Source organism: Streptomyces gobiensis (assembly GCF_021216675.1).
GTDB classification, from domain to species: domain Bacteria; phylum Actinomycetota; class Actinomycetes; order Streptomycetales; family Streptomycetaceae; genus Streptomyces; species Streptomyces gobiensis.
In genome coordinates, this window is sequence record NZ_CP086120.1 from 210,470 (window position 1) to 231,525 (window position 21,056).

The 21,056-nt window shown below is 70.7% G+C and carries 17 protein-coding genes; 4 read left to right on the forward strand and 13 right to left on the reverse strand.

Translation table 11 applies throughout. The features are described from left to right. Nucleotides 1-380 precede the first annotated feature (380 nt). Nucleotides 381-1,736 carry a hypothetical protein gene (locus test1122_RS01045; RefSeq protein WP_232267251.1) on the forward strand — a complete coding sequence of 452 codons (1,356 nt, stop codon included), beginning with the start codon at nt 381-383 and terminating at the stop codon, nt 1,734-1,736. Here the strand turns inward: test1122_RS01045 and test1122_RS01050 are convergent. The 8 genes from test1122_RS01050 to test1122_RS01085 all read right to left on the reverse strand — a co-directional run bounded on the left by test1122_RS01050 (nt 1,733) and on the right by test1122_RS01085 (nt 11,185). Then, complete coding sequence (locus test1122_RS01050; RefSeq protein WP_232267252.1) at nt 1,733-3,988, reverse strand: tetratricopeptide repeat protein; 2,256 nt, start codon at nt 3,986-3,988, stop codon at nt 1,733-1,735. The two genes, test1122_RS01045 and test1122_RS01050, sit on opposite strands and share 4 nt — an antisense overlap. Nucleotides 3,989-4,046: 58 nt before the next feature. After that, entirely contained in the window at nt 4,047-4,589 is a 543-nt protein-coding gene (locus tag test1122_RS01055) for an arginine repressor (RefSeq protein ID WP_232267253.1), read from the reverse strand. Nucleotides 4,590-4,603: 14 nt separating this feature from the next. After that, nucleotides 4,604-5,794 (reverse strand): acetylornithine transaminase, encoded by a 1,191-nt coding sequence (locus test1122_RS01060; protein WP_232267254.1) that lies wholly within the window; start codon nt 5,792-5,794, stop codon nt 4,604-4,606. Continuing rightward, complete coding sequence (gene argB / locus test1122_RS01065; protein ID WP_232267255.1) at nt 5,791-6,708, reverse strand: acetylglutamate kinase; 918 nt, start codon at nt 6,706-6,708, stop codon at nt 5,791-5,793. The genes test1122_RS01060 and argB overlap by 4 nt, the downstream gene beginning before the upstream one ends. Continuing rightward, on the reverse strand, nt 6,705-7,856 hold the full coding sequence (argJ, locus tag test1122_RS01070) for a bifunctional glutamate N-acetyltransferase/amino-acid acetyltransferase ArgJ (protein WP_232267256.1): 1,152 nt from the start codon (nt 7,854-7,856) through the stop codon (nt 6,705-6,707). Before argJ ends, argB begins: the two co-directional genes overlap by 4 nt. Nucleotides 7,857-7,878: 22 nt before the next feature. Beyond that, nucleotides 7,879-8,907, reverse strand: a complete 1,029-nt coding sequence (gene argC / locus test1122_RS01075) for an N-acetyl-gamma-glutamyl-phosphate reductase (RefSeq protein ID WP_232267257.1) — start codon at nt 8,905-8,907, stop codon at nt 7,879-7,881. 93 nt (nt 8,908-9,000) lie between these two features. Next, entirely contained in the window at nt 9,001-9,588 is a 588-nt protein-coding gene (locus test1122_RS01080) for a histidine phosphatase family protein (RefSeq protein WP_232267258.1), read from the reverse strand. A gap of 133 nt (nt 9,589-9,721) precedes the next feature. After that, the gene (locus tag test1122_RS01085; protein WP_232267259.1) at nt 9,722-11,185 is read right to left on the reverse strand and encodes an aminotransferase-like domain-containing protein; all 1,464 of its coding nucleotides are present in this window, start codon (nt 11,183-11,185) and stop codon (nt 9,722-9,724) included. On the opposite strand from test1122_RS01085, the gene test1122_RS01090 reads away from it, so the two are divergent. Then, complete coding sequence (locus test1122_RS01090) at nt 11,184-12,125, forward strand: DMT family transporter (protein ID WP_232267260.1); 942 nt, start codon at nt 11,184-11,186, stop codon at nt 12,123-12,125. The genes test1122_RS01085 and test1122_RS01090 overlap by 2 nt on opposite strands. Nucleotides 12,126-12,202: 77 nt before the next feature. Beyond that, entirely contained in the window at nt 12,203-12,403 is a 201-nt protein-coding gene (locus test1122_RS01095; RefSeq protein ID WP_232267261.1) for a DUF1918 domain-containing protein, read from the forward strand. 4 nt (nt 12,404-12,407) lie between these two features. Here test1122_RS01095 and test1122_RS01100 read toward each other — a convergent pair whose 3' ends face one another. Further along, the gene (locus test1122_RS01100; protein WP_479685733.1) at nt 12,408-13,634 is read right to left on the reverse strand and encodes a glycoside hydrolase family 10-like protein; all 1,227 of its coding nucleotides are present in this window, start codon (nt 13,632-13,634) and stop codon (nt 12,408-12,410) included. A gap of 232 nt (nt 13,635-13,866) precedes the next feature. Here test1122_RS01100 and test1122_RS01105 point away from each other — a divergent pair, with 232 nt between their 5' ends. After that, nucleotides 13,867-14,727, forward strand: coding sequence for a 3-hydroxybutyryl-CoA dehydrogenase (locus test1122_RS01105; RefSeq protein WP_232267263.1), 861 nt, complete (start codon nt 13,867-13,869; stop codon nt 14,725-14,727). On the opposite strand, the gene test1122_RS01110 is transcribed toward test1122_RS01105, so the two are convergent. The 4 genes from test1122_RS01110 to test1122_RS01125 all read right to left on the reverse strand — a co-directional run bounded on the left by test1122_RS01110 (nt 14,724) and on the right by test1122_RS01125 (nt 21,035). Further along, complete coding sequence (locus test1122_RS01110; protein ID WP_232267264.1) at nt 14,724-15,893, reverse strand: PP2C family protein-serine/threonine phosphatase; 1,170 nt, start codon at nt 15,891-15,893, stop codon at nt 14,724-14,726. The genes test1122_RS01105 and test1122_RS01110 overlap by 4 nt on opposite strands. A 195-nt stretch (nt 15,894-16,088) precedes the next feature. Then, a complete protein-coding gene (pheT, locus tag test1122_RS01115) occupies nt 16,089-18,599 on the reverse strand; it encodes a phenylalanine--tRNA ligase subunit beta (RefSeq protein WP_232267265.1) in 2,511 nt (836 codons plus the stop codon). After that, nucleotides 18,599-19,744 carry a phenylalanine--tRNA ligase subunit alpha gene (gene pheS, locus test1122_RS01120; protein WP_232267266.1) on the reverse strand — a complete coding sequence of 382 codons (1,146 nt, stop codon included), beginning with the start codon at nt 19,742-19,744 and terminating at the stop codon, nt 18,599-18,601. The genes pheT and pheS overlap by 1 nt, the downstream gene beginning before the upstream one ends. 142 nt (nt 19,745-19,886) lie before the next feature. Then, a complete protein-coding gene (locus tag test1122_RS01125) occupies nt 19,887-21,035 on the reverse strand; it encodes a sensor histidine kinase (RefSeq protein ID WP_422396895.1) in 1,149 nt (382 codons plus the stop codon). Nucleotides 21,036-21,056: the final 21 nt, after the last annotated feature.

A 21,056-nucleotide genomic window follows, 5' to 3' on the forward strand; every position in this document is an offset into this window, starting at 1 on the left:
GCGGGTGCTGTTCGTGGTCCACAACGTGACCTCCGCCTCCCGGCTGCTCGATGTGCTGCCCCTGTTCCGGGACGATCTGCGGGTGCAGTCCCTGGTGAGCTGCACCGGCTCATCACCGTTCCAGGCCGGGGTGCCGGAGCTGCTGGCGGCGACCGGGCTGCCGGTAGTGCCCTGGGAGCAGGTGGTACGGACTCCGGTCGACCTTGCGATATCGGCCAGCTATGGGGGCCAACTAGCTGATATATCAGGAAATTTGGCCGTACTCTCGCATGGCGTTGGCTACAATAAGAGATTGGCGACACCGGCCACCGGCCACCGGCCACCGGCCACCGGCCACCGGCCACCGGCCACCGGCCACCGGCCACCGGCCACCCGCGCCCGTGTTCGGGATTGGGCCGGAGTGGCTGCTGCACAACGGTCAGCCCATCGCCGACGCCACCGTTCTCTCCCACCCCGAGCAGCTTGACCGGCTCGATGCCGCCTGCCCGGAGGCCGTCCCCACGGCCGTACTGGCTGGTGACCCCTGCTACGACCGGCTGCTCGCCGCGCTCCCTCACCGCGAGCGTTTCCGGCGCGCTCTCGGCGTTGGTCCGGGGCAGCGGCTCATCGTGCTCAACTCGACCTGGAACCCGGATTCGCTCTTCGGCGACGGCGGCAGCGACGAGATACTGCCCTCACTGCTCCCCCGGCTCACCGCCGAGCTACCGGCCGATGAGTACCGCGCCGTCGCCGTGCTGCACCCGAACATCTGGTACGGCCATGGTCCCGGCCAGATACGTGCCTGGCTGGACCGGGCCCGCCGCGCCGGGCTCGCCCTGGTGCCGCCGTTGGAGGGCTGGCGCCAAGCGCTGATCGCCGCCGACTGCGTGCTCGGCGACCACGGTTCGGTCACCTTCTATGCGGCCGCCCTGGGCACCCCCGTGCTGCTCGGCGCCTTCCCGCACCAGAACCTCGACCCGCACTCACCGGTCGCCGCCCTCGGCCGGGCCGCCCCGAAGCTGCGCCCGTACGCTCCGCTGCGGCCCCAGCTCGACGCGGTGATCGAGCGCCACCGGCCCGGCCGGTACGCCGCGCTCGCCGCCCAGACCAGCTCCGACCCGGGCCGCTCGGCCGCCCTGCTGCGCCAGGTCTTCTACCGGCTTATGGGCATCCCCGAGCCACCACACCCCGCCCTGCTCGATCCCCTGCCGCTCCCCCGGTACGAACCCGCCGAGCGGACAGCGCCGCTGCGCGTGCTCACCCGGTTGCTGGGCGCGGACCCCGCCGAGATCGGTGTCACCCGCTATGCGGATCCGCCCTACGATCCAGCAGGACCGTACGGCGACGCCCTGCACACCGCCGTCCATGAGGACACCCAGGACCCCGCCCGGCTGGCCCTCGCTGATGTGATCGTGCGGTACGGCGCCGCTGACGACCCCCGGCTCGGCCCCCCGGAGATCTGGGCGAGCGAGGTGCTGACCCGGCACCCACACTGCTCGGTCGCGGCCTACATCAGCGCGCCGGACCGCTGCACGGTGTGTATGCGTGACGGCTCCCTCATCCGGCTCACCGCTGACCCCGGTGCCGACGGGCGTCCCGATCTGGGTGATCCGGCCGCGTACGCCTCCGCGCTGCATGCCTGGACCGGCTCCGGCAAGTCGCTCGGTGAGCTGGGCGGGACGATGACCGTGGTCACCGGCGACATCCGGCACCGGCTCCGGGTCCAGGTCCAGGTCCAGGTGGACCGTATCGGCTAGCCCAACGCGTCGAGTTGGGCGCGCATCCGGTCCGCGGCCGCCGTATCGCCGTTGCCCTCATAGATCTTCAGGGCGGTCCGCAGATAGCGCTCCTCCGCCGGGTCTCCCAGCTCATGGGCGCATCCCGCGCGCAGCACCGCGACCTCTGCCTGCTGGACGCCGGCGCCCTGATCCGCCATGGCGGCCAGCGCATCGTCCAGCGGGCCGATGGCGGCGGCCGCGCCGTCCATGGCGAGGCGGGCCTCGGCCACCGTGGTCAGCACCCGGATCTCGTTGTAGCGGTCGTCAAGGGCACGCAGCTGCCGTCGCGCGTCCTGGAGCTGGATGATCGCTTCCTCGTGCCGTCCCTGGCCACGCAGGGCGCGGCCGATGTGGTGGGCGAGCAGGGCGCGCGCCCGGGGCACATCCGCCCGGCCCTCTTCGTCCGCGCCGATGGTGCCGACGGTCTCCAGGGCCTCCCGGAAGAGCCGCTCGGCCTCCTCCCAGTGCCACTGCCGAAGGCACAGCAGCCCCAGTGACTCCACCGCGGTGGCATATCCGCGCTTGCGCCCCGCCGCCGCCTCGGCCGCCGCGACCGCGCTGAACTCCCGCTGTGCGTCCGCGTACTGGCCACGCCACATCAGCAGAAACGCCAGGTGGGTACGCATCCTGCTGGCCACCTGCGGCTGCCGCCCGGCTGCCCGGACGCCCTCCAGCAGGGCCGGGACTCCCTGCTGGTGGAACCCCACCTTCAGATGCAGGGCCCACATCGCCTCGCAGAGCTGCCATACGAGCTCGTCCTCGCCGCAGTCCACCGCGGCCCGTACCGCCTCAGCCAGGCTGTCCCGCTCCGCGCGCAGCGCCTCCAGCGCGTCCTTGCTCGTCGGGTACTTCCTGTCCCGTTCCTTGCAACGCGCATAGAGGGGGCCGAGGTGCCAGCGGTCCGGGAGGGCACAGTAGTCAGCCTCAACAGCGAAACTGAGGTAGTGCCGGACCGTACGGCGGACCACCTGCGCCATCGCCTGGACGCCGTCCTCGCGCTGTGCGACCCGCTCGACGTACTGACGGACCGTGTCCCGGAAGCGGTAGCGGCGGCCCTCCCCCTCGGCCGGACCGGTCTCCAGCAGCCGAACGGCAGCGAGTTCGGCCAGCAGCAGCCGAGCCTCCCCCTCGCTGATACCCGCCGCCGCGGCGGCGGCAGCGGCCGAGAGCGACGGCCAGGGCCGGACTGCCACTGTCCTGCAGACCCGGGCGGCCTCAGGCGACAGCGCGCGGTATGCGGCATCGGCGGCGATCCGCACCGGGTCGTCATCGGTCATGGCCTGGCCCTCCCCACGTCGATCGTGGTCGGCGAACTCCCGGACGATCTCGGACAGCGGGAGCCCGGGCTCTGCCATCAGGTGCTGACCCATCGAGCAGAGCGCCTCCGGTGAACCGCGCAGCCGGGAGATGACCGTCTGGAAGGCGGCCAGCTCCGCTGTGGCGCGTTCCGCACCGATCATGAGGGTCAGCAGCTCGGTGGCCGACTGCGGGGACAGCTCCGTCAACGGCACCGGGTGAGCACCGCGCAGGCCCGTGAGCCCGGTGACCGGACGGCGGGCGGTGACGATGATCATCACCCCGGCGGCGGGCGTGAGGAAGGGCTCGATCTGCGCGAGTGACCCCGCGTTGTCCAGGACGATGAGCAGTTTCCGGTCGGTCACCATGGTGCGGTAAAGATCGGTCCGGTCCTGCAGGGTGACCGGCAGCTCGTCCGGCTGGACGCCGAGTTGGCGCAGACAGCGGCCCAGGGACTCGGCCGGGTCGCCCAGCTCGATCCAGATCCGGCCGTCCGGGAACCGTTCGCCGTTGCGCAGGCCCCATTCCGCACCGGCCGCGCTCTTCCCGATGCCCGGCGGTCCAGTGATCTCCACGGTGCGAGGACCCGGGCGCTCGGCGACTTCGGTGCAGGAGGAGAGCGTGTGGGTGCGGTTGGTGAAGTGCGTGGTCAGCAGGGGCAGCGTCTGCGGGGCGGCGGCCTGGGCGAGCCGGGACGCGGCGCCGTACGCGAGCACGCGCAGCTCGCGGGCGAAGCCGGGGTCAGCTTGCGCGCGCCGTCGCAAGGCGCGGCCCAGCTCCTGGCGTTCCTCCGCGTTCCGGGGCACGCCGCGCCGTCCCCAGGGGGTGCGTCTGGCCAGCCCTCCCGCTCCGTCGATCAATCGCCTGCCGACCTCGCCGCCCGCTCCGGCGATGACCGTCATCACGACCCCGACCGCCAGCGATACCGGATCCATCGCCCCGCCTCCCCCAACTCATCGTCAGGGCAAGGCTACCCAGTGAGCCGATCTTGGGTCAGCGTGCCTTCTGCGCCAGTCGCAGCAGATGGTCGGCGAGCGCCTGCCCGCCGTCCGGCTCCCGGCTGATCAGCAGCAGTGTGTCATCGCCCGCGATGGTGCCGATGATGTCGTGGACGCCTGCCTGGTCGATCGCCGAGGCGAAGAACTGGGCGGCGCCCGGTGGGGTGCGCAGCACGACCAGGTTGGCGGACGCCTCGGCCGAAATCAGCAGTTCACCCGCCAGCCGTGCCATCCGGGCCTCGCTCGCGGACTCCCCGAGCGGGACCTTCGGGGTGCGGTCGCCGCCTTCGCTGGGGACGGCGTAGATGAGCTCGCCACCGGTATTGCGGATCTTGACCGCGCCCAGCTCGTCGAGGTCACGGGAGAGGGTGGCCTGGGTGACGGAGAGACCGTCGTCGGCGAGGAGCTTGGCGAGCTGGCTCTGGGACCGCACCGGCTGCCGGTTCAGGATGTCCACGATCCGGCGGTGCCGTGCCGTACGGGTCTGCGGTACGGCCTGGCCACCGTGCGGCTCGTGCTGCTCGTGCTCCTCGGTCATGGTTACTCTCCGGCTCATCGGGTTCTGTCGACGGTGTCGAGAACCGCGGGAAGGGCCTGGACGAGCGCGTCCGCTTGCCCGACGCTGATGATCAGCGGTGGGGCGAGCCGGATGACGTCCGGGGCGACCGCGTTCACCAGGAATCCCGCGTCTTGAGCCGCCTGCTGCGCCTGCGCCGCGACCGGCTCGGTGAGCACGATACCCAGCAGCAGGCCCGCGCCGCGTAGCTGGTCGATCAGTGGGTGGCCAAGTGCCCAGATGGAGTCGCGGAGATGGCCGCCAACGCGCTTGACATGGTCGAGGATGCCTTCCGAGGCGATGGTGTCCAGGACCGCCAGCGCCGCCGCGCAGGAGACGGGGTTGCCGCCGAAGGTGGAGCCGTGCTGACCTGGCGTCAGCAGTTTCACCGCCGGGCCGAAGGCGAGCGTCGCGCCGATGGGGAGCCCGCCGCCCAGGCCCTTGGCGAGGGTGACGACATCGGGTTCGACGCCCTGGGCCTGGCACTCGAACCAGTGCCCGGTGCGCCCGATGCCCGTCTGCACCTCATCCACGATGAGCAGGGTGCCGGTGGCCCGGGTGATCTCCCGGGCGGCGGCGAGGTAGCCCTCGGGCGGGGCGATGACGCCGTTCTCGCCCTGGATGGGCTCCACGATGAACAGTGCGGTGTCCGGGGTGATGGCGGAGCGCAGGGCGTCCACATCGCCGTAAGGGACATGGCTGACCTCGCCGGGCAGCGGCCGGAAGGGCTCCTGTTTGATGGGCTGCCCGGTGAGCGCCAGGGCGCCCATGGTGCGGCCGTGGAAGCCGCCGTCGGTGGCGACCAGGTGCGTACGGCCGGTGCGCCGCCCGATTTTGAAGGCGGCTTCGACCGCTTCCGCGCCGGAGTTGGAGAAGTAGACAGCCCCTTCCCGCCCTCCCCGCCCTGCCAGCTCCAGCAGCCGTTCGGCGAGTGCCACCGGCGGTTCGGCGATAAAGAGGTTGGAGACATGGCCGAGGGTGGCGATCTGGTCGGACACGGCCCGTACGACCGCCGGGTGCCCGGTGCCCAGGGAGTTGACGGCGATCCCGCCGACGAAGTCCAGATACTCCTTGCCTTCGGCGTCCCACAGCCTGGCGCCCTCGCCATGGGTGAGCGGGACCCGCGGGGTGCCGTAGTTGTCCATCAGCGCCCCCTGCCAGCGCTGGGTCAGTGCCTGGTTGCTCATGCCCGTTCCCCCTCGTCCGGCACGACCATCGTGCCGATCCCTTCGTCCGTGAAGATCTCCAGCAGGATGGAGTGCTGTACCCGCCCGTCGATGACGCGTGCGGTGCGCACCCCGTGGCGCACGGCGTGCAGACAGCCCTCCATCTTCGGCACCATGCCGCTGGCCAGATCGGGCAGCAGCTTCTCCAGCTCGCTCACGGTCAGTCTGCTGATGACGTCATCGCTGCTGGGCCAGTCCGCGTAGAGGCCTTCCACGTCGGTGAGGACCATCAGGGTCTCGGCGCCCAGCGCGGCGGCGAGAGCGGCGGCGGCCGTATCCGCGTTGATGTTGTAGACACCGTTTGCGTCATCGGTGTCGGTGCTGCGGGCGATGGAGGAGATGACCGGAATCCGGCCGTCGTCCAGCAGTGCCTGGATGGCGCCGGTCTCGATGGTGGTGATGTCGCCGACCCGGCCGATGTCCACCTGGTCGCCGTCGATGTCGGCATAGCGCTTTGTCGCCGACATGATGTGCGCGTCCTCGCCGGTCATCCCGACGGCCAGCGGCCCATGCTGGTTGAGCAGCCCGACGAGTTCGCGCTGCACCTGACCGGCGAGCACCATCCGTACGACGTCCATCGTCTCGGGGGTGGTGACGCGCAGCCCGGCCTTGAACTCCGATACGAGGCCGAGCTTGTCGAGCTGGGCGCTGATCTGCGGGCCGCCGCCGTGCACCACGACCGGGCGCAGCCCGGCGTGCCGCAGAAAGACGATGTCCTGGGCGAAGGCGGACTTCAGCTCCTCGTCGATCATGGCGTTCCCGCCGAACTTGATGACGATGGTCTTGCCGTGGTGCCGGGTCAGCCAGGGCAGCGCCTCGATGAGGATGCGGGCCTTGGGGAGGGCGGTGTGTTTACGGGTGGTCGGCTGGCTCATGAGGAGTAGGCGCTGTTCTCGTGGACGTAGTCGGCAGTGAGGTCGTTGGTCCAGATGACGGCGGACTCTGCGCCCGCGGCCAGGTCGGCGGTGATACGGACCTCGCGGTAGCGCATATCCACCAGCTCCCGGTCCTCGCCAACGGAGCCCTTCCTGCAGACCCAGACCCCGTTGATGGCGACATTCAGCTGGTCCGGGTCGAAGTCGGCGGAGGTGGTGCCGATGGCGGACAGCACCCGGCCCCAGTTGGGGTCCTCACCATGGACGGCGCACTTGAGCAGATTGTTCCGTGCGATGGAGCGGCCCACCTCGACGGCGTCGTCCTCGCTGGCCGCGCCCACGACCTCGATCCGGATGTCCTTGGAGGCCCCTTCCGCGTCCCGGATCAGCTGCTGGCCCAGATCGTCACAGAGGGCCCGTACGGCCTCGGCGAACTCCGCCGCGTCCGGGGTAACGCCGGAGGCACCGGAGGCGAGCAGCAGCACGGTGTCATTGGTGGACATACAGCCGTCGGAGTCGACCCGGTCGAAGGTGGTACGGGTCGCGGCGCGCAGCGCCTTGTCCAGTTCCGCGGTCTCCAGGTCGGCGTCGGTGGTGAGGACGACGAGCATGGTGGCCAGGCCGGGTGCGAGCATGCCCGCGCCCTTGGCCATGCCGCCGATGGTCCAGCCGGCACCCTCGACGACCGCGGTCTTGTGTACGGAGTCGGTCGTCTTGATGGCGATGGCGGCCTTCTCCCCGCCGTGCGGGGAGAGCTCCCTGACCGCGGTGTCGATTCCCGTCAGCAGCCTGTCCATCGGGAGCCGGATGCCGATCAGTCCGGTGGAGGCGATCGCGACCTCGCCCGCGTTGTGGCCCAGGGCCTCGGCGGCCTTCTCGGCGGTGGCGTGGGTGTCCTGGAAGCCGAGGGGGCCGGTGCAGGCGTTGGCGCCGCCGGAGTTGAGGACAACCGCCGAGACGCGGCCGCCCTTGAGTACCTGCTCGGACCAGAGGACCGGGGCGGCCTTGACCCGGTTGGAGGTGAAGACACCCGCGGCGCTCTGACGCGGCCCCTGGTTGACCACGAGGGCCAGATCCGGGTTGCCATTCTCCTTGATTCCGGCGGCGATGCCCGCCGCCGTGAACCCTGTCGCCGCTGTCACGCTCACTGCGTTTCTCCGTTCGCTTCGCTCACGGGGCAATTCCGACCGTGGAAAGTCCCAGCTCCTCGGGGAGACCGAGGGCGATGTTCATGCTCTGCACCGCGCCGCCCGCGGTGCCCTTGGTGAGATTGTCGATGGCGCTGATCACGATGATGCGGTCGGCGGCCTCGTCGTGGGCGACCTGGAGCAGCGCGGCGTTGGACCCGTACACCGCCGCGGTGGACGGCCACTGGCCCTCCGGCAGCAGCCGGACGAAGACCTCACCGGACAGCGCCTTCTCATAAGCCTCACGCAGGCCCGCCCCGGTCACTCCGGGCTTCGCCTTCGCCGTGCAGGTGGCGAGGATGCCACGCGGCATCGGGGCGAGGGTGGGGGTGAAGGAGACGCTGACCCGCTCACCGGCCACAGCGGAGAGGTTCTGGATCATTTCCGGGGTGTGCCGGTGGACACCACCGACGCCGTACGGGCTCATGGAGCCCATCACCTCGCTGCCGAGCAGATGCGGCTTGAGCGCCTTGCCCGCCCCCGAGGTACCGGTGGCGGCGACGATCACGGCCTCCGGCTCCGCGAGCCCGGCCGCGTAGGCGGGGAAGAGCCCAAGGGTGACGGCGGTGGGATAGCACCCGGGGACCGCGATGCGCCTGGCCCCCCGCAGCGTTTCACGGGCACCGGGCAGCTCGGGCAGTGCGTAGGGCCAGGTGCCCGCATGGGGTGTGCCGTAGTAACGCGCCCAGTCCCCGGCGTCCGCCAGCCGGAAGTCCGCGCCGCAGTCGACGATCAGCGCCTGGTCACCGAGCTGCTCGGCTACGGCGGCGGACTGGCCGTGCGGCAGCGCGAGAAAGACCACATCGTGCCCGGCCAGAGTCTCAGCGGTGGTCGCCGCCAGCACACGGTCAGCCAGCGGCGCCAACTGCGGCTGGAGCGCCCCCAGCGGCTGGCCCGCGTTGGAGTTACCGGTCAGCGCACCGATCTCGACCTCGGGGTGCTGAAGCAGCAGACGCAGAATCTCGCCCCCCGCGTAGCCACTCGCTCCCGCCACTGCCGCACGCACTGCCATCGGACCCTCCTTATTGATGGCATGACTATACGTACCTCAACAGTTTTATGCAATCGCGAGAGCGGTTGACCCCCCGCTCCCCCGGGCGCTCGGTCAGAGTGTGAGGCTCCAGTCACCGGCCCGGCCGGTCAGGGTGACGGCGGTGAGTGGCTGGACGTCGATGTGCCAGTACGAGCATGGGGGCGCCTTGAGCGTGTAGCAGAGCGCGGCCCGCACGACCGCGGGTTCGGTGACCGCGACGGCCCAGCCCGCCCCGGGGTCTTCGGGGGACCCCCCGTCGCCGAGGGGCCGGGTGTCGAGCCAGCCGCCGACCCGGGATATGAACGCCAGCAGCGACTCCCCACCGTGTGGTGCGGAGCACGGATCAGCCAGCCAGGTATCCACGGCCTGCGGTTCGCGGGCTGTGACCTCCTGCAGTGTGTGGCCGCGCCAGCGGCCCATGTCGCAGTCGCGCAGCGCGGGCTGGACAAGCGGGGACAGACCCAGCATCTCGCCGGTCTCCCGGCAGCGCGCGGAGGGCGAGCAGTAGCGCAGCTCGGCAGCGGCCAGATAGGAGAGGGCCGGGACCACTCGCTGGACCTCATGCCACCCGGCGTCATTGAGCGGCCGGTCATCATCGAACCGGGCGTCGAGCCGGGCGGAGCTGCGGGCGGTGGCGAGCAGCGTGAGGCGAGGGTGCATTTCGTGATCGTATGGTGAAGAGACCGTTTGTTCGATACCTTGTCAACGGTTCTTCCAGAGGATCACGCGAGCCCCGGACCATTGGCTTTTCCGGGGCAGCAGCCCGCCCGGACCGCACCTTCCCGGCCCGCTGTCACGGGCGTTCGCCAGCGCCCGCCGCGAGGCAGGCGGCGCGCAGTCGCCGTATCCCCTCGGTCAGCTCGGCGGTGCTTGTCGCCGAGGCGATGCTGAGCCGCAGATACGGGCCGGGAGGCTCGGCGGCGAAGTAGGAGCGGCCGGGGGCGACCGCGACTCCCGTGCGCAGCGCGGCGGCGGCCAGGGCGGTCTCATCGACGCCGTCGGGCAGCCGTAGCCACAGATGGAATCCGCCAAGGGGCACCTGGTGTGGCTGGAGCTGCGGGAGTTCCTGATGGAGCGCGGTGACGGCGGCGGTGCGGCGGGCGCGGAGTTCGGCTGCCACGGTGCGCAGATGACGGGGCCAGGCGGGAGCGCCGACGAGTTCAAGAGCGGCCTCCTGGAGAGGGCGCGGCACAAAGAAGCTGTCGACGATCTGGATGGCCCGCAGCCGCTCCAGCACCGGCCCACGGGCGGCCAGCGCGCCGACCCGCAGGCTGGGCGAGGTGACCTTGGTGAGTGAGCAGATGTGCACCACCACGCCATCCGGGTCGTCGGCGGCGAGCGTGGGCGGCAGCGGACCGGCGTCCTCATGGGCCATCCGGCGGGCGTAATCGTCCTCAACGATGAAGGCCCCCGCTGCCCGGGCCGCCTCGAGTACCGCTCGCCGCCGGTCCGCGGCGAGCACCGCGCCGGTCGGGTTCTGGAAGAGCGGCTGGCAGACGAAGGCACGGGCGCCGGTGGCGCGGAAAGCATCGGCGAGCAGTTCGGGCCGTACGCCGTCGGCATCGGCGGGGACCGGTACCGGGCGCAGTCCGGAGGCGCGGGCGACCGCGAGCATGCCCGGATAGGTCGGCGACTCGACCAGGACCGGGGCACCGGGCGGGGCGAGGGCCCGCAGCGCGGTGGTGATGGCGCTCTGGCCACCGGCGGTGACCAGCACCTCGGCTGCCGTGAGGGTGCCGCCCGGACCGCCGATCTCACGGGCGAACCAGGACCGCAGTTCGGCCACGCCCTCCAGCGGCGGCAGGCTCCAGGCACCCGGCCGCCGTCCGGCGCGGGCGAGCGCGGCGGCCAGCGCCCGCTCGGGCTGGAGCGCGGCGGGCAGATAGCCGCCGTGGAGCGCGATGGCACCCGCGGACGGGGTGGTCAGGGTGGCGAGCAGACCGGAGGCGTCCACGGTACGCGGCACCTGGTCAGGGGCCTGTTCAGCGCTGAGCGACACCTCCTGCCAGGAGGTGTCACCGCGGGACGCAGCGGCACCCCGCGTGGAGTCAGCGGCCCGGTAGGCGCCCGCGCCGGGACGGGTCACCACCAGGCCTTCCGCGGCGAGTACGGCCAGCGCCCGGGAGACCGTTACCGGGCTGACCCGGAACCGCTCGACCAGCGCCCGGCTTGAGGGAAGGCGCTCTCCTACTGAATAGCGGTCCAGCTCGGACCGCAGCGTACTGGCCAACTCCGCGACACTGCTACCCTGATTCATGGAAACACAGGATAGCGCTATCGCCCCCAGCACGATAGCGGTCCCCGCACCCGCACGGACCTCCGCGACGCGCGGTACGGTCCTCGCCGCACTCGGGGTGATCGCCTTCTCGCTCACCTTCCCGGGCACAGCCTGGGCCCTGGAGGGGCTGGGCCCCTGGTCGGTGACGAGTTGCCGGGTCGCGCTCGCGGGGCTGCTCGCCGTGGGCTGTCTCCTTGCCCTGCGGGTCCCGCTCCCGTCGCGCCGCCACTGGGGGCCGCTGGCGATCGTCGCCCTCGGCGTCGTGGTGGGCTTCCCGCTGCTGACCACCCTCGCTCTGGAGACCTCCACCACCTCGCACGCGGCCGTCGTCGTCGGTCTGCTGCCGCTCACCACGGCCGCCTACGGCTCCTGGCGGCACCGGACCCGGCACACCCGTATCTTCTGGGCCGCGTCCCTCGTCGGTGCGCTCGTCGTTGTGGCCTTCGCCGTATCGCAGAGCGGTGGCGCCCTCACGACCGGCGATGTCTTCCTCTTCGCCGCGCTGCTCGTGTGCGCGGCCGGATACGGGGAGGGCGGCCGGCTCGCCCGGGAGCTGCCCGGCTGGCAGGTCATCGGCTGGGCGCTGGTGCTGTGTCTGCCACTCGCCGCGCCGGGGGCGCTGCTGGCGCTGACGAGCGAGCCGGTGCGGCTCACGGCACACTCCGTCATCGGGCTCGGCTGGCTGGTCCTCGGCACCCAGTGCCTGGGGCTGGTGGTCTGGTACCGGGGCATGGGCGTCATCGGCGTCGGCCGTGCCAGCCAGCTACAGCTCGCGCAGCCGCTGCTCACCCTCCTCTGGGCCGTGCTGCTCGTCGGTGAACGGCTCGATCCCCTCGCCCCGGCCGCCGCCGTCACGGTGCTGGCCTGTATCGCCGTCACCCAGCGAACCGGTGGGTCACCCCCTCGTGTCATCAAGTAGGCGCGGCACGCCACCAGCCATAGACTGAAAACAGGAGCACAAGACGGACACCCCTGGGGAACAGGAGGGCCCTCCAGATGGAAGCAGAAGTGGGCGACAAGCTGTTGGTGCACGGCAGGACCGTGGGTCAGCATGACCGGATCGCGGAGGTCATCGAAGTGCTCGGGGAAGACGGTCAGCCGCCGTTCCGGATTCGCTACGAGGACGGCCATGAAACCGTGATGTCGCCGGGGCCCGACAGCGTGGTGCGGCACCTCACCGAAGAGTCCCGGCAGTAAAGCCTTACCCCCGGGGCCCGGGGCGCTGATAGTGGTCCTCGACCACCTTCGCCATCGCGCCGATCGGGTTGCTGGCGACCCCTTTGGCCGAGAAGAAGATATTGCCCCGGACCTGGGGGAAGTCCCGGCAGAAGGTGAGATGCCGGGAGAGTTCGTCCGGGTCGTGCCACTCCTTCGGCTGAGCCGGATCAGCCACCTTGTAGAGCGCCTCGCCGATATAGAGATCCACTCCGGTGCCCTTGGCCACCTGCGACCACCAGGGCACCAGCTTGGTGTAGTCGGCCGGCTCGAAGCCCATATGCCAGTAGACCTGCGGCACGATGTAGTCGATCCACCGCCGCCTCACCCAGCTACGGGTATCGGCATAAAGATCGTCATAGGTCTGCACCCCGGCTGTGGTATCCGATCCCGCCGGATCGGTGGCCTTGTTGCGCCATATGGCGAACGGACTGATGCCGAAGCGCACCTGTGGCTTGGTCGCCTTCAGCCGCCAGGACGACTCCCGCACCAGCAGATCGATATTGTGCCGTCGCCAGTCCCCCCGGTCATCGAAGTCACCACCGTGTTCCTCGTACGCGGCGGCGTCATCGAACTCCTCGCCCGCGACGGGATAGGGATAGAAGTAGTCATCCCAGTGGACGGCATCGATGTCATAGCGCTCCACGGCGTCGAACATCGCGTCCTGGACGAAGCGGCGGACCTCCGGCAGCCCGGGGTTGTAGTAGAGCTTTCCGCCATAGGGCACCACCCACTCCGGGTGGCGGCGTGCCGGGTGATCCGCCACCAGCCGGGAGGGGTCGTCATGGTTGGCGACGCGGTACGGGTTGAACCAGGCGTGCAGCTCCAGGCCGCGGGCGTGTGCCTCGCTCACCGCGAAGCCCAGCGGATCCCAGCCGGGGTCCTTGCCCTGCTCCCCGGTGAGATATTCGGCCCAGGGCTCAAAACGTGAGGGCCACATCGCGTCGGCCGTCGACCGCACCTGGAAGACCACGGTATTCAGCCGGCGCTCCACCACCGTATCCAGATGGGTCAGCAGCTGTCTCTGCTGTATCTCCCGGTCCAGCCCGGGCATGCTCGGCCAGTCGATATTGGCGACGGTGGCAAGCCACACACCGCGCATACCGGTCTTACGCCCCGGACCGCCCCGGGCTGACGCGGCACTGGCCGCCAGCGTGCCGGAGAGTGCTCCGACCGCCACGGCGGAGAAAGCTCTTCGTGTGATACGTCCCACCATGCCCCCTCTGTCTTAGTCGACCGTCCCTGTCGGTGTGTTCCAGAGCACAGCATGCACGTGAGCCCGGCAAGTAGGCCGCACAGACACGGAAGTCGGCCCTCACGTGGCGGGCTATCGGCACCCGCGGACCACCCCGGCACCGAACGGCGGTAACGTCGGTTGCCAAGGTGTCGCGGCCCCAACCCCATGGCCGCGCACCGCGGACCAGAGAATCAGCGAAAGGCACGATGTGACCGACATCGAACGCGTCGGAGTGGTGGGCTGCGGCCAGATGGGCGCCGGCATCGCCGAGGTGTGTGCGCGGGCCGGACTGGATGTGAAGGTCGCCGAGACCACCGGCGAGGCGCTGGAGCTGGGCCGCACCCGGCTGGCGAACTCCCTCAGCAAGGCCGCCGAACGCGGAAAGATCACCGAAACGGAGCGGGACACCGCACTGGAGCGGCTCTCCTTCACCACCGACCTGGGTGAGTTCGCCGACCGTGACCTCGTCATTGAGGCGGTCGTGGAGAACGAGCAGGTCAAGACCGAGATTTTTCAGGTACTTGACCAGGTGGTGACCCGCCGGGACGCCATCCTGGCTTCCAACACGTCTTCCATCCCGTTGGTGAAGCTGGCCGTGGCGACTTCCCGCCCGGACCAGGTGATCGGCATTCACTTCTTCAACCCGGCGCCGGTGCAGCAGTTGGTGGAGCTGATCCCGGCGCTGACCACCAGCGAGAGCACCATCACCCGGGCCGAGGCCGCGGTCGGCAAGGTGCTGGGCAAGCACGCCATCCGTGCCCAGGACCGCTCCGGGTTTATCGTCAACGCGCTGCTGATCCCGTATCTCCTCTCCGCCATCCGGATGTTCGAGTCGGGCATCGCCAGCCGTGAGGACATCGACAACGGGATGGAGCTGGGCTGCGCCCACCCCATGGGCCCGCTGAAGCTCGCCGATCTGATCGGCCTTGACACCGTCGCCTCGGTCGCGCATTCGATGTACGAGGAGTTCAAGGAGCCGCTGTACGCCGCTCCCCCGCTCTTGCAGCGCATGGTCGACGCGGGCCGTCTGGGCCGTAAGACCGGCGCGGGCTTCTACCCCTACGGTTAGGCCGTGTCGGACAGGGCCTGGCACGGGTCGGCAGCGCGGGCCAGCGTCGGCTGCTGCTCGGGGACCTGTCCGGGGGCATAGCAGAGGCTGAGCAGCGCCACATCGTCGGCGAACTGCCCGCCGGTGTGGCGCAGCAGCGCATCACGTACGGAGTCGACGACAGCCGCCGGCACGGGCGCCGCCGTGGCGTCGGCCAGGGCACGCGGCAACGGGAAGAACCCGCCGTCGCTGCTTCGGGCGTCCTCGGCGCCATCGGTGTGCAGAAACAGCGCGTCACCCGGCGCCAGCCGCAGCCTCAGTGGCGGCGGCACCGGGTGCGGCAGCGGGAAGAGCCCAACCGGCGGCAGTGGGCCTTCCCCGGTGACCGGCTCGGCCCGGGCGGGCCCCTCAGCACCGGGGCGCAGCCGGTACGGCCAGGGGTGTCCGCAGTTCAGCAGCTCGGCCGTGCCGTCAGGGCGGACCTCGGCCAGCAGCAGGGTGACGAACTCCTCCCCCGCCTCGTCCTCATCGCCCTGGGCGCGCAGCTGGCGCAGCAGCGTACGTTCCAACCGGTGGAGCACATCGGCGAGTTCCACCTCGTCGTAGGCGGCCTCCCGGAAGCAGCCCAGCAGCGTGGCCACCGTGCCGAGCACCGTCAGACCATGTCCGCGCACATCGCCGATCACGATCCGCACGCCCCGCTCTGTGCCGATGGCCTCGTACAGATCGCCCCCGACCACGGCGCCACGGGTGGCGGAGAGATACGCGGCGGAGACGGCCAGTGAGTCGATACGGGCGGGCAGCGGGCGCAGCAGCGCCTCCTGGCTGGCTACCGCGATCTCGCGGGTGTGCTCGAGCTCGTGCAGCAGCCGCACCCGGCGCCGGGCGGTGAGACAGCAGGCCACCACCACGGTGATGATCGCGCCACCGGTCCCGATGCGGGTCTCCAGGTCATATCCCGTGGCGCCCGGGCCCGGCGGGCCGAGAGTCAGCACTATGCACAGGGCGCCGCCCAGCAGTACACACAGCCGACGGCCGGTGGCGACGCAGGCGATCGCGGGAGCGGCGGCCAGCAGCTGGATGAGTTCAGTCCCCGCTGGGTGACGGCTCTCCCACAACAGCACGCCAAGAATCCAGCCGCAGGGAAGCGCATACAGGAGCGCGCGCTGTGCCCTGGTCCCGAACATGCCGACAGCCCCCTCGCGCGGCCCCTGAGGCGGTCGGTGGTGCCCGACTCCGGCCCACACGAGCCCCTTCGACCAGCCTGAATTCTTACGAGCCCAGACGGTGAAGCGGTAACGGTCCCCGCGTTACTCACCCAAACGAGTGAATGGGTCCACCCGGAGAGCCGGGTGGACCCCTTCATCGGTCCGTTGTGGTGGTTACGCGCCGCGCAGCTCCGCGCCGATGCGCTCCACGGCGACAGCCACAGCGGCCGCACGCGCCGCCGAGGCCTCATCGGCCGTCAGAGTGCGGTCGGCTGCCCGGAAACGCAGGGCGTAGGCCAGCGATTTCTTGCCCTCACCGAGCTGTTCACCGGTGAAGACGTCGAACAGCCGCAGCGACTCGAGGAGTTCACCCGCGCCATCGCGGAGCGCCGACTCGACCTCGGCGGCCGGGACAGCGCTGTCCACGACCAGGGCCACGTCCTGAGTGGCCACCGGGAAGGTGGAGACCTTCTGAGCCGTCACCGGACCGGTACCGGCCCGCTCGACCATGTCCAGGTCCAGCTCCATCGCACAGGTACGGGCCGGCAGGCCGAACGCCTTGGTGACGCGCGGGTGCAGCTCACCGGCGAAGCCGATCAGCCGCTCGGCGCCGTCCACCCTGACGCTCAGCGCCGCGCAGCGGCCGGGGTGCCAGGGACCGTACTCGCCCTTGGCGACGATGAGTTCGGCTCCGGCTTCACGGGCGATGGTGCGGGCCGCCTCGATGGCGTCCGCCCAGTCGGCCGGGCGGCCCTTGCCCCACCAGCCGGCCTGCTCGCGCGCTCCGGCGAGCACGGCGGCGGCGTGCCGCGGCTGCTCGGGCAGCGCGGCGTCCAGTGCGGCGATCTCCTCGTCGGTGGGCCGGGAATCGACCGGCAGCCGGACCGCGGCGGGGGCGTCCGCACGCGGCTGGAAGACCAGACCGGTCTCGAAGAGCGCCAGATCATGGCTGCCGCGGCCGTCATTGCGGCGCAGCGCGGCGAGCAGTCCCGGCAGCAGCCTGGTGCGCAGCGCGGGCTCCTCGTCGGAGAGCGGGTTGACGAGCTTGACCACCCGGCGGCACGGGTCATCGGAGCCCAGCTGGAGCTGGTCGAAGACGCCCTCGCTGATGAACGGGTAGTTCAGCGCCTCCACATAGCCCGCCCCGGCCAGTGCGCGGCCGACCCGGCGGTGCAGCCGCTGCCGCTCGGTCAGACCACGGCCCGCCGGAGGCTTCGGCAGCGTCGAGGGCAACTCTTCGTACCCCTCGAGCCGGATGACCTCTTCGGCGAGGTCATTGGGGTCGGTCAGATCGGGGCGCCAGCTGGGCACGGTGACGGTGAGCTCATCGGAGCCGTAGACATCGCAGCCGACCTGCTGGAGGCGGCGTACGACGGTCTCCCGGCCGTACTCCACACCCGCCACCCGGTCGGCGTGGTCAGCGGCGACCTTGATGGTACGGGGGCCGCTGGGCGCGACCACCTCGGTGACCCCGGCCTCAGCGGTACCGCCCGCCAGCAGCACCAGCAGATCGACGGTGCGCTGGGCGGCGGCGGACGCGGCCTGCGGGTCGACGCCACGCTCAAAGCGCTTGGACGCCTCCGAGCTCAGCTTGTGACGGCGGGCGGTGCGGGCGACGGCGATCGGGTCGAAATGCGCCGCCTCGATCACGATCTCGCGGGTGCCTTCGCTCTTCCCGGTCTCATCGGCGATCTCGGTATTGGCTCCGCCCATCACACCGGCCAGCCCGATGGGACCGGTGTTGTCGGCGATGACCAGATCCTCGGGGTCGAGCACCCGCTTGACGCCGTCCAGGGTGGTGATCTTCTCGCCCGGCTCAGCGCGGCGCACCCCGATCGCACCGTCGATGCGGCTGCGGTCGTACGCGTGCAGCGGCTGGCCCAGCTCGAGCATCACATAGTTGGTGATGTCGACGGCGAGGGAGATGGGGCGCATTCCGGCCTTCTGCAGCCGGCGCCGCAGCCAGACCGGGGACCGGACCTCGGGGCGCAGCCCGGTGACGGCACGGGCGGTGAACTGGTCGCAGCCGGCCGGGTCGGCGACCTTGACCGGGGGGCCGTAACTGTTCGGCGGCGGTACGTCCAGCAGCGCCGGGTCGCGCAGCGGCAGCCCGTAGGCGGTGGCGGTCTCCCGGGCGATGCCGCGCATCGACAGACAGTAGCCGCGGTCGGGGGTGACGGCGATGTCGAGCACCTCGTCGACGAGCTCCAGCAGCTCGATGGCGTCGGTGCCGGCCTCGTACTCCGGCGGCAGCACAATGATGCCGTCGTGATCGTCGCCCATGCCGAGCTCGGCGGCCGAGCAGATCATGCCCTCGGAGACCCTGCCGTAGGTCTTCCGCGCGGCGATCTTGAAGTCTCCGGGCAGCACGGCGCCGGGGAGCACGACGACGACCTTGTCGCCGATCTCGAAGTTCGTCGCACCGCAGATGAGGTTCTGCGGCTCCCCGGTGCCATTGGCCTCACCGACGTCCACCTGGCACCAGCGGATCGGCTTCTTGAACTCGGTCAGCTCCTCGATGGCGAGGACCTTGCCGACGACCAGCGGGCCCTTGAGCCCGGCGCCGAGCTGGTCGACGGTCTCGACCTCCAGCCCGGCGGCGATCAGTTTCGCCGCGACGTCGCGGCCGGTCTCACCGGCCGGCAGGTCGACGTACTCCCGCAGCCAGGAAAGCGGGGCCCGCATCAGATCTCCATCCCGAACGGCCGGGTGAAGCGCACATCACCCTCGACCATGTCTCGCATGTCCTCGACGTTGTGGCGGAACATCAGCATCCGCTCGATGCCGAACCCGAAGGCGAATCCGCTGTACTTCTCCGGGTCGACGCCGCAGGCGGTCAGCACCCGCGGGTTGACCATGCCGCAGCCGCCCAGCTCGATCCAGCCTTCGCTGGAGCAGGTGCGGCAGGGCCGGTCCGGGGCGCCGACGGATTCGCCACGGCAGGCGAAGCAGACCATGTCCATCTCGGCGGACGGCTCGGTGAAGGGGAAGTACGACGGGCGCAGCCGGGTGCCCAGGCCCTTGCCGAAGAGCGCCTCGACCATATGGTCCAGGGTGCCCTTGAGGTCGGCCATGGTCAGGCCCTCGTCCACGGCGAGGAGCTCGACCTGGTGGAAGACCGGAGTATGGGTGGCGTCGAGCTCATCGGTGCGGAAGACCTTGCCGGGACAGATGACGTACACCGGCGGCTCACGGTCGAGCAGGGAGCGGATCTGCACCGGCGAGGTGTGGGTCCGCAGCAGGACGCTGGACTCACCCGCGGTGGCGCCGCCATCGATCTCAGCGGGCTTCGCGCCATGGATGAAGAAGGTGTCCTGCATGGTGCGGGCCGGGTGGTCCGGGGCGATATTGAGGGCGTCGAAGTTGAACCACTCCGCCTCTACCTCGGGCCCCTCAGCGACCTCGTAGCCCATCGCGACGAAGACGTCCTCGATGCGCTCCATGAGCGTGGTCAGCGGGTGCCGGGCGCCGGCTGGCACGCGGTCGTGGGGCAGCGTGACATCTACTGCCTCCTCGACCAGCACCCGCTCGTCGCGCTCGGCCTCCAGCTCCTCCTGCCTGGCCTTCAGGGCCTTGTTGACCGCGCCGCGGGCCATGCCGACGCGCTTGCCCGCGTCCGCCTTGGCATGCGGCGGCAGGGCGCCGATCTCCCGGTTGGCCAGCGCGAGCGGCGAGCGGTCACCGGCGTGGGCGGCCTTCACCTCGCGCAGCGCCTCAAGGTCGCCCGCAGCGGTGATCGCCGCGATCGCCTCATCCCGCGCTCGGTCGATCGCTTCCGGTTTCAGTGCCTCGACCTCGACAGGGTCGTACGACTTATTGGGTGCCGACATCTCTTCCCGTACTTCCGATTGGCTGGCTGCGCTGCCCCACTGCTCCCGTGGCGGTGCTGCCAAAGGTGCCAAATGACGAGTCTAAGGGGCAGCGCGCCGTGACATGGACGCGGACGAGCCCGTGGGTGCCGCTCAGGCGAGGTCAAGCAAGAATCGCCGGGGCCCCCACGGGCAGGGTAAATCGGAACTCGGCGCCGCCTGCGGCCGAGCGGCCGACGGTGATCGTCCCACCGTGCGCCTCGACGATGCCCTTGACGATGTAGAGGCCCAGCCCGGTGCCGCCGCGCTTGCTGCCCCGCCAGAAGCGGGTGAAGACACGGCTCATCGACTCCTCCGGGATGCCGGAGCCCTCGTCACTCACAGTGATCGTCGTTCCGGCAGACCCCCGATCGGGCGGGGGTGACGAGGGCGCTACGTCGATGATGACAGCTCCCTCACCGTGGCGCACGGCGTTTTCCAGCAGATTGCCGAGCACCTGGTCGATTTTGTCCGGGTCCGCCCACAGGACGGGCAGCGGCTGCGCGATACGGCTGCGGAACCGGTCCGCGGGCTCACCGGCGGCGATATGCGCCCGCACATGGCGGCGCACGGCCGCGGCCACATCAACCGGCTGCTTACGGATCTCCAGCCGCCCGGAGTCGATCCGGGAGATGTCCAGCAGCTCCGCTATCAGCCGGGTGACGCGGTTGGCGTCGGCGTCGACCGTCTCCAGCATCAACCGCTTCTGGTCATCGGTGAAACGCTCCCACTTGGCGAGCAGGGTCGCGGTGAACCCCTTCACCGAGGTGAGCGGGGAGCGCAGCTCATGGGCGACCGTGGCGATCAGCTCAGCGTGGCCGCGCTCGGTGCGACGGCGGGCCTCGGTGCCGCGCAGTGCGACAACGAGCCGGTGCACCGGCCCGGTGGGGTATTCCCGTACGTAACGTGCCGAGACCAGCACCTCGCGGCCGCCGGGCAGCAGCAGATTGCGTTCCGGCTGGCCGCGCCGGGTGGCCAGCCCGCCGTAGGGGTCGGTGAGCTGCCACCAGCGGCGCCCGTCCAGGTCCTCCAGCGGCAGGGCGTGCTCGATGGGATGGCCGATCGCCTCGGCCGGGCGCCGGGCGGTGATCCGGACCGCGGCGGCGTTGAAGCAGATCACCCGGCCGGACCCGTCGGCGACGACCAGACCGTCGGGCAGATCGTCGGGCCGCAGCCCCAGCGCGTCCAGCTGTGGGAACAGCTCGGGCGAAGAAGCGCGGGAGCCATCACCGGACACGGTCCGATCCTCCCTGCCGGACGTTCTGACGTCCATCCCCGCTTTCACCCCCTCGAC

Excerpts from the sequence above, each read along its gene's own strand:
- test1122_RS01050 (WP_232267252.1), bottom strand. The coding sequence starts at position 3,988 with ATGGATCCGGTATCGCTGGCGGTCGGGGTCGTGATGACGGTCATCGCC.
- test1122_RS01055 (WP_232267253.1), bottom strand. The coding sequence starts at position 4,589 with ATGACCGAGGAGCACGAGCAGCACGAGCCGCACGGTGGCCAGGCCGTA.
- test1122_RS01060 (WP_232267254.1), bottom strand. The coding sequence starts at position 5,794 with ATGAGCAACCAGGCACTGACCCAGCGCTGGCAGGGGGCGCTGATGGAC.
- argB (WP_232267255.1), bottom strand. The coding sequence starts at position 6,708 with ATGAGCCAGCCGACCACCCGTAAACACACCGCCCTCCCCAAGGCCCGC.
- argC (WP_232267257.1), bottom strand. The coding sequence starts at position 8,907 with ATGGCAGTGCGTGCGGCAGTGGCGGGAGCGAGTGGCTACGCGGGGGGC.
- test1122_RS01080 (WP_232267258.1), bottom strand. The coding sequence starts at position 9,588 with ATGCACCCTCGCCTCACGCTGCTCGCCACCGCCCGCAGCTCCGCCCGG.
- test1122_RS01090 (WP_232267260.1), top strand. The coding sequence starts at position 11,184 with ATGGAAACACAGGATAGCGCTATCGCCCCCAGCACGATAGCGGTCCCC.
- test1122_RS01085 (WP_232267259.1), bottom strand. The coding sequence starts at position 11,185 with ATGAATCAGGGTAGCAGTGTCGCGGAGTTGGCCAGTACGCTGCGGTCC.
- test1122_RS01095 (WP_232267261.1), top strand. The coding sequence starts at position 12,203 with ATGGAAGCAGAAGTGGGCGACAAGCTGTTGGTGCACGGCAGGACCGTG.
- test1122_RS01110 (WP_232267264.1), bottom strand. The coding sequence starts at position 15,893 with ATGTTCGGGACCAGGGCACAGCGCGCGCTCCTGTATGCGCTTCCCTGC.
- pheT (WP_232267265.1), bottom strand. The coding sequence starts at position 18,599 with ATGCGGGCCCCGCTTTCCTGGCTGCGGGAGTACGTCGACCTGCCGGCC.
- pheS (WP_232267266.1), bottom strand. The coding sequence starts at position 19,744 with ATGTCGGCACCCAATAAGTCGTACGACCCTGTCGAGGTCGAGGCACTG.
- test1122_RS01125 (WP_422396895.1), bottom strand. The coding sequence starts at position 21,035 with ATGGACGTCAGAACGTCCGGCAGGGAGGATCGGACCGTGTCCGGTGAT.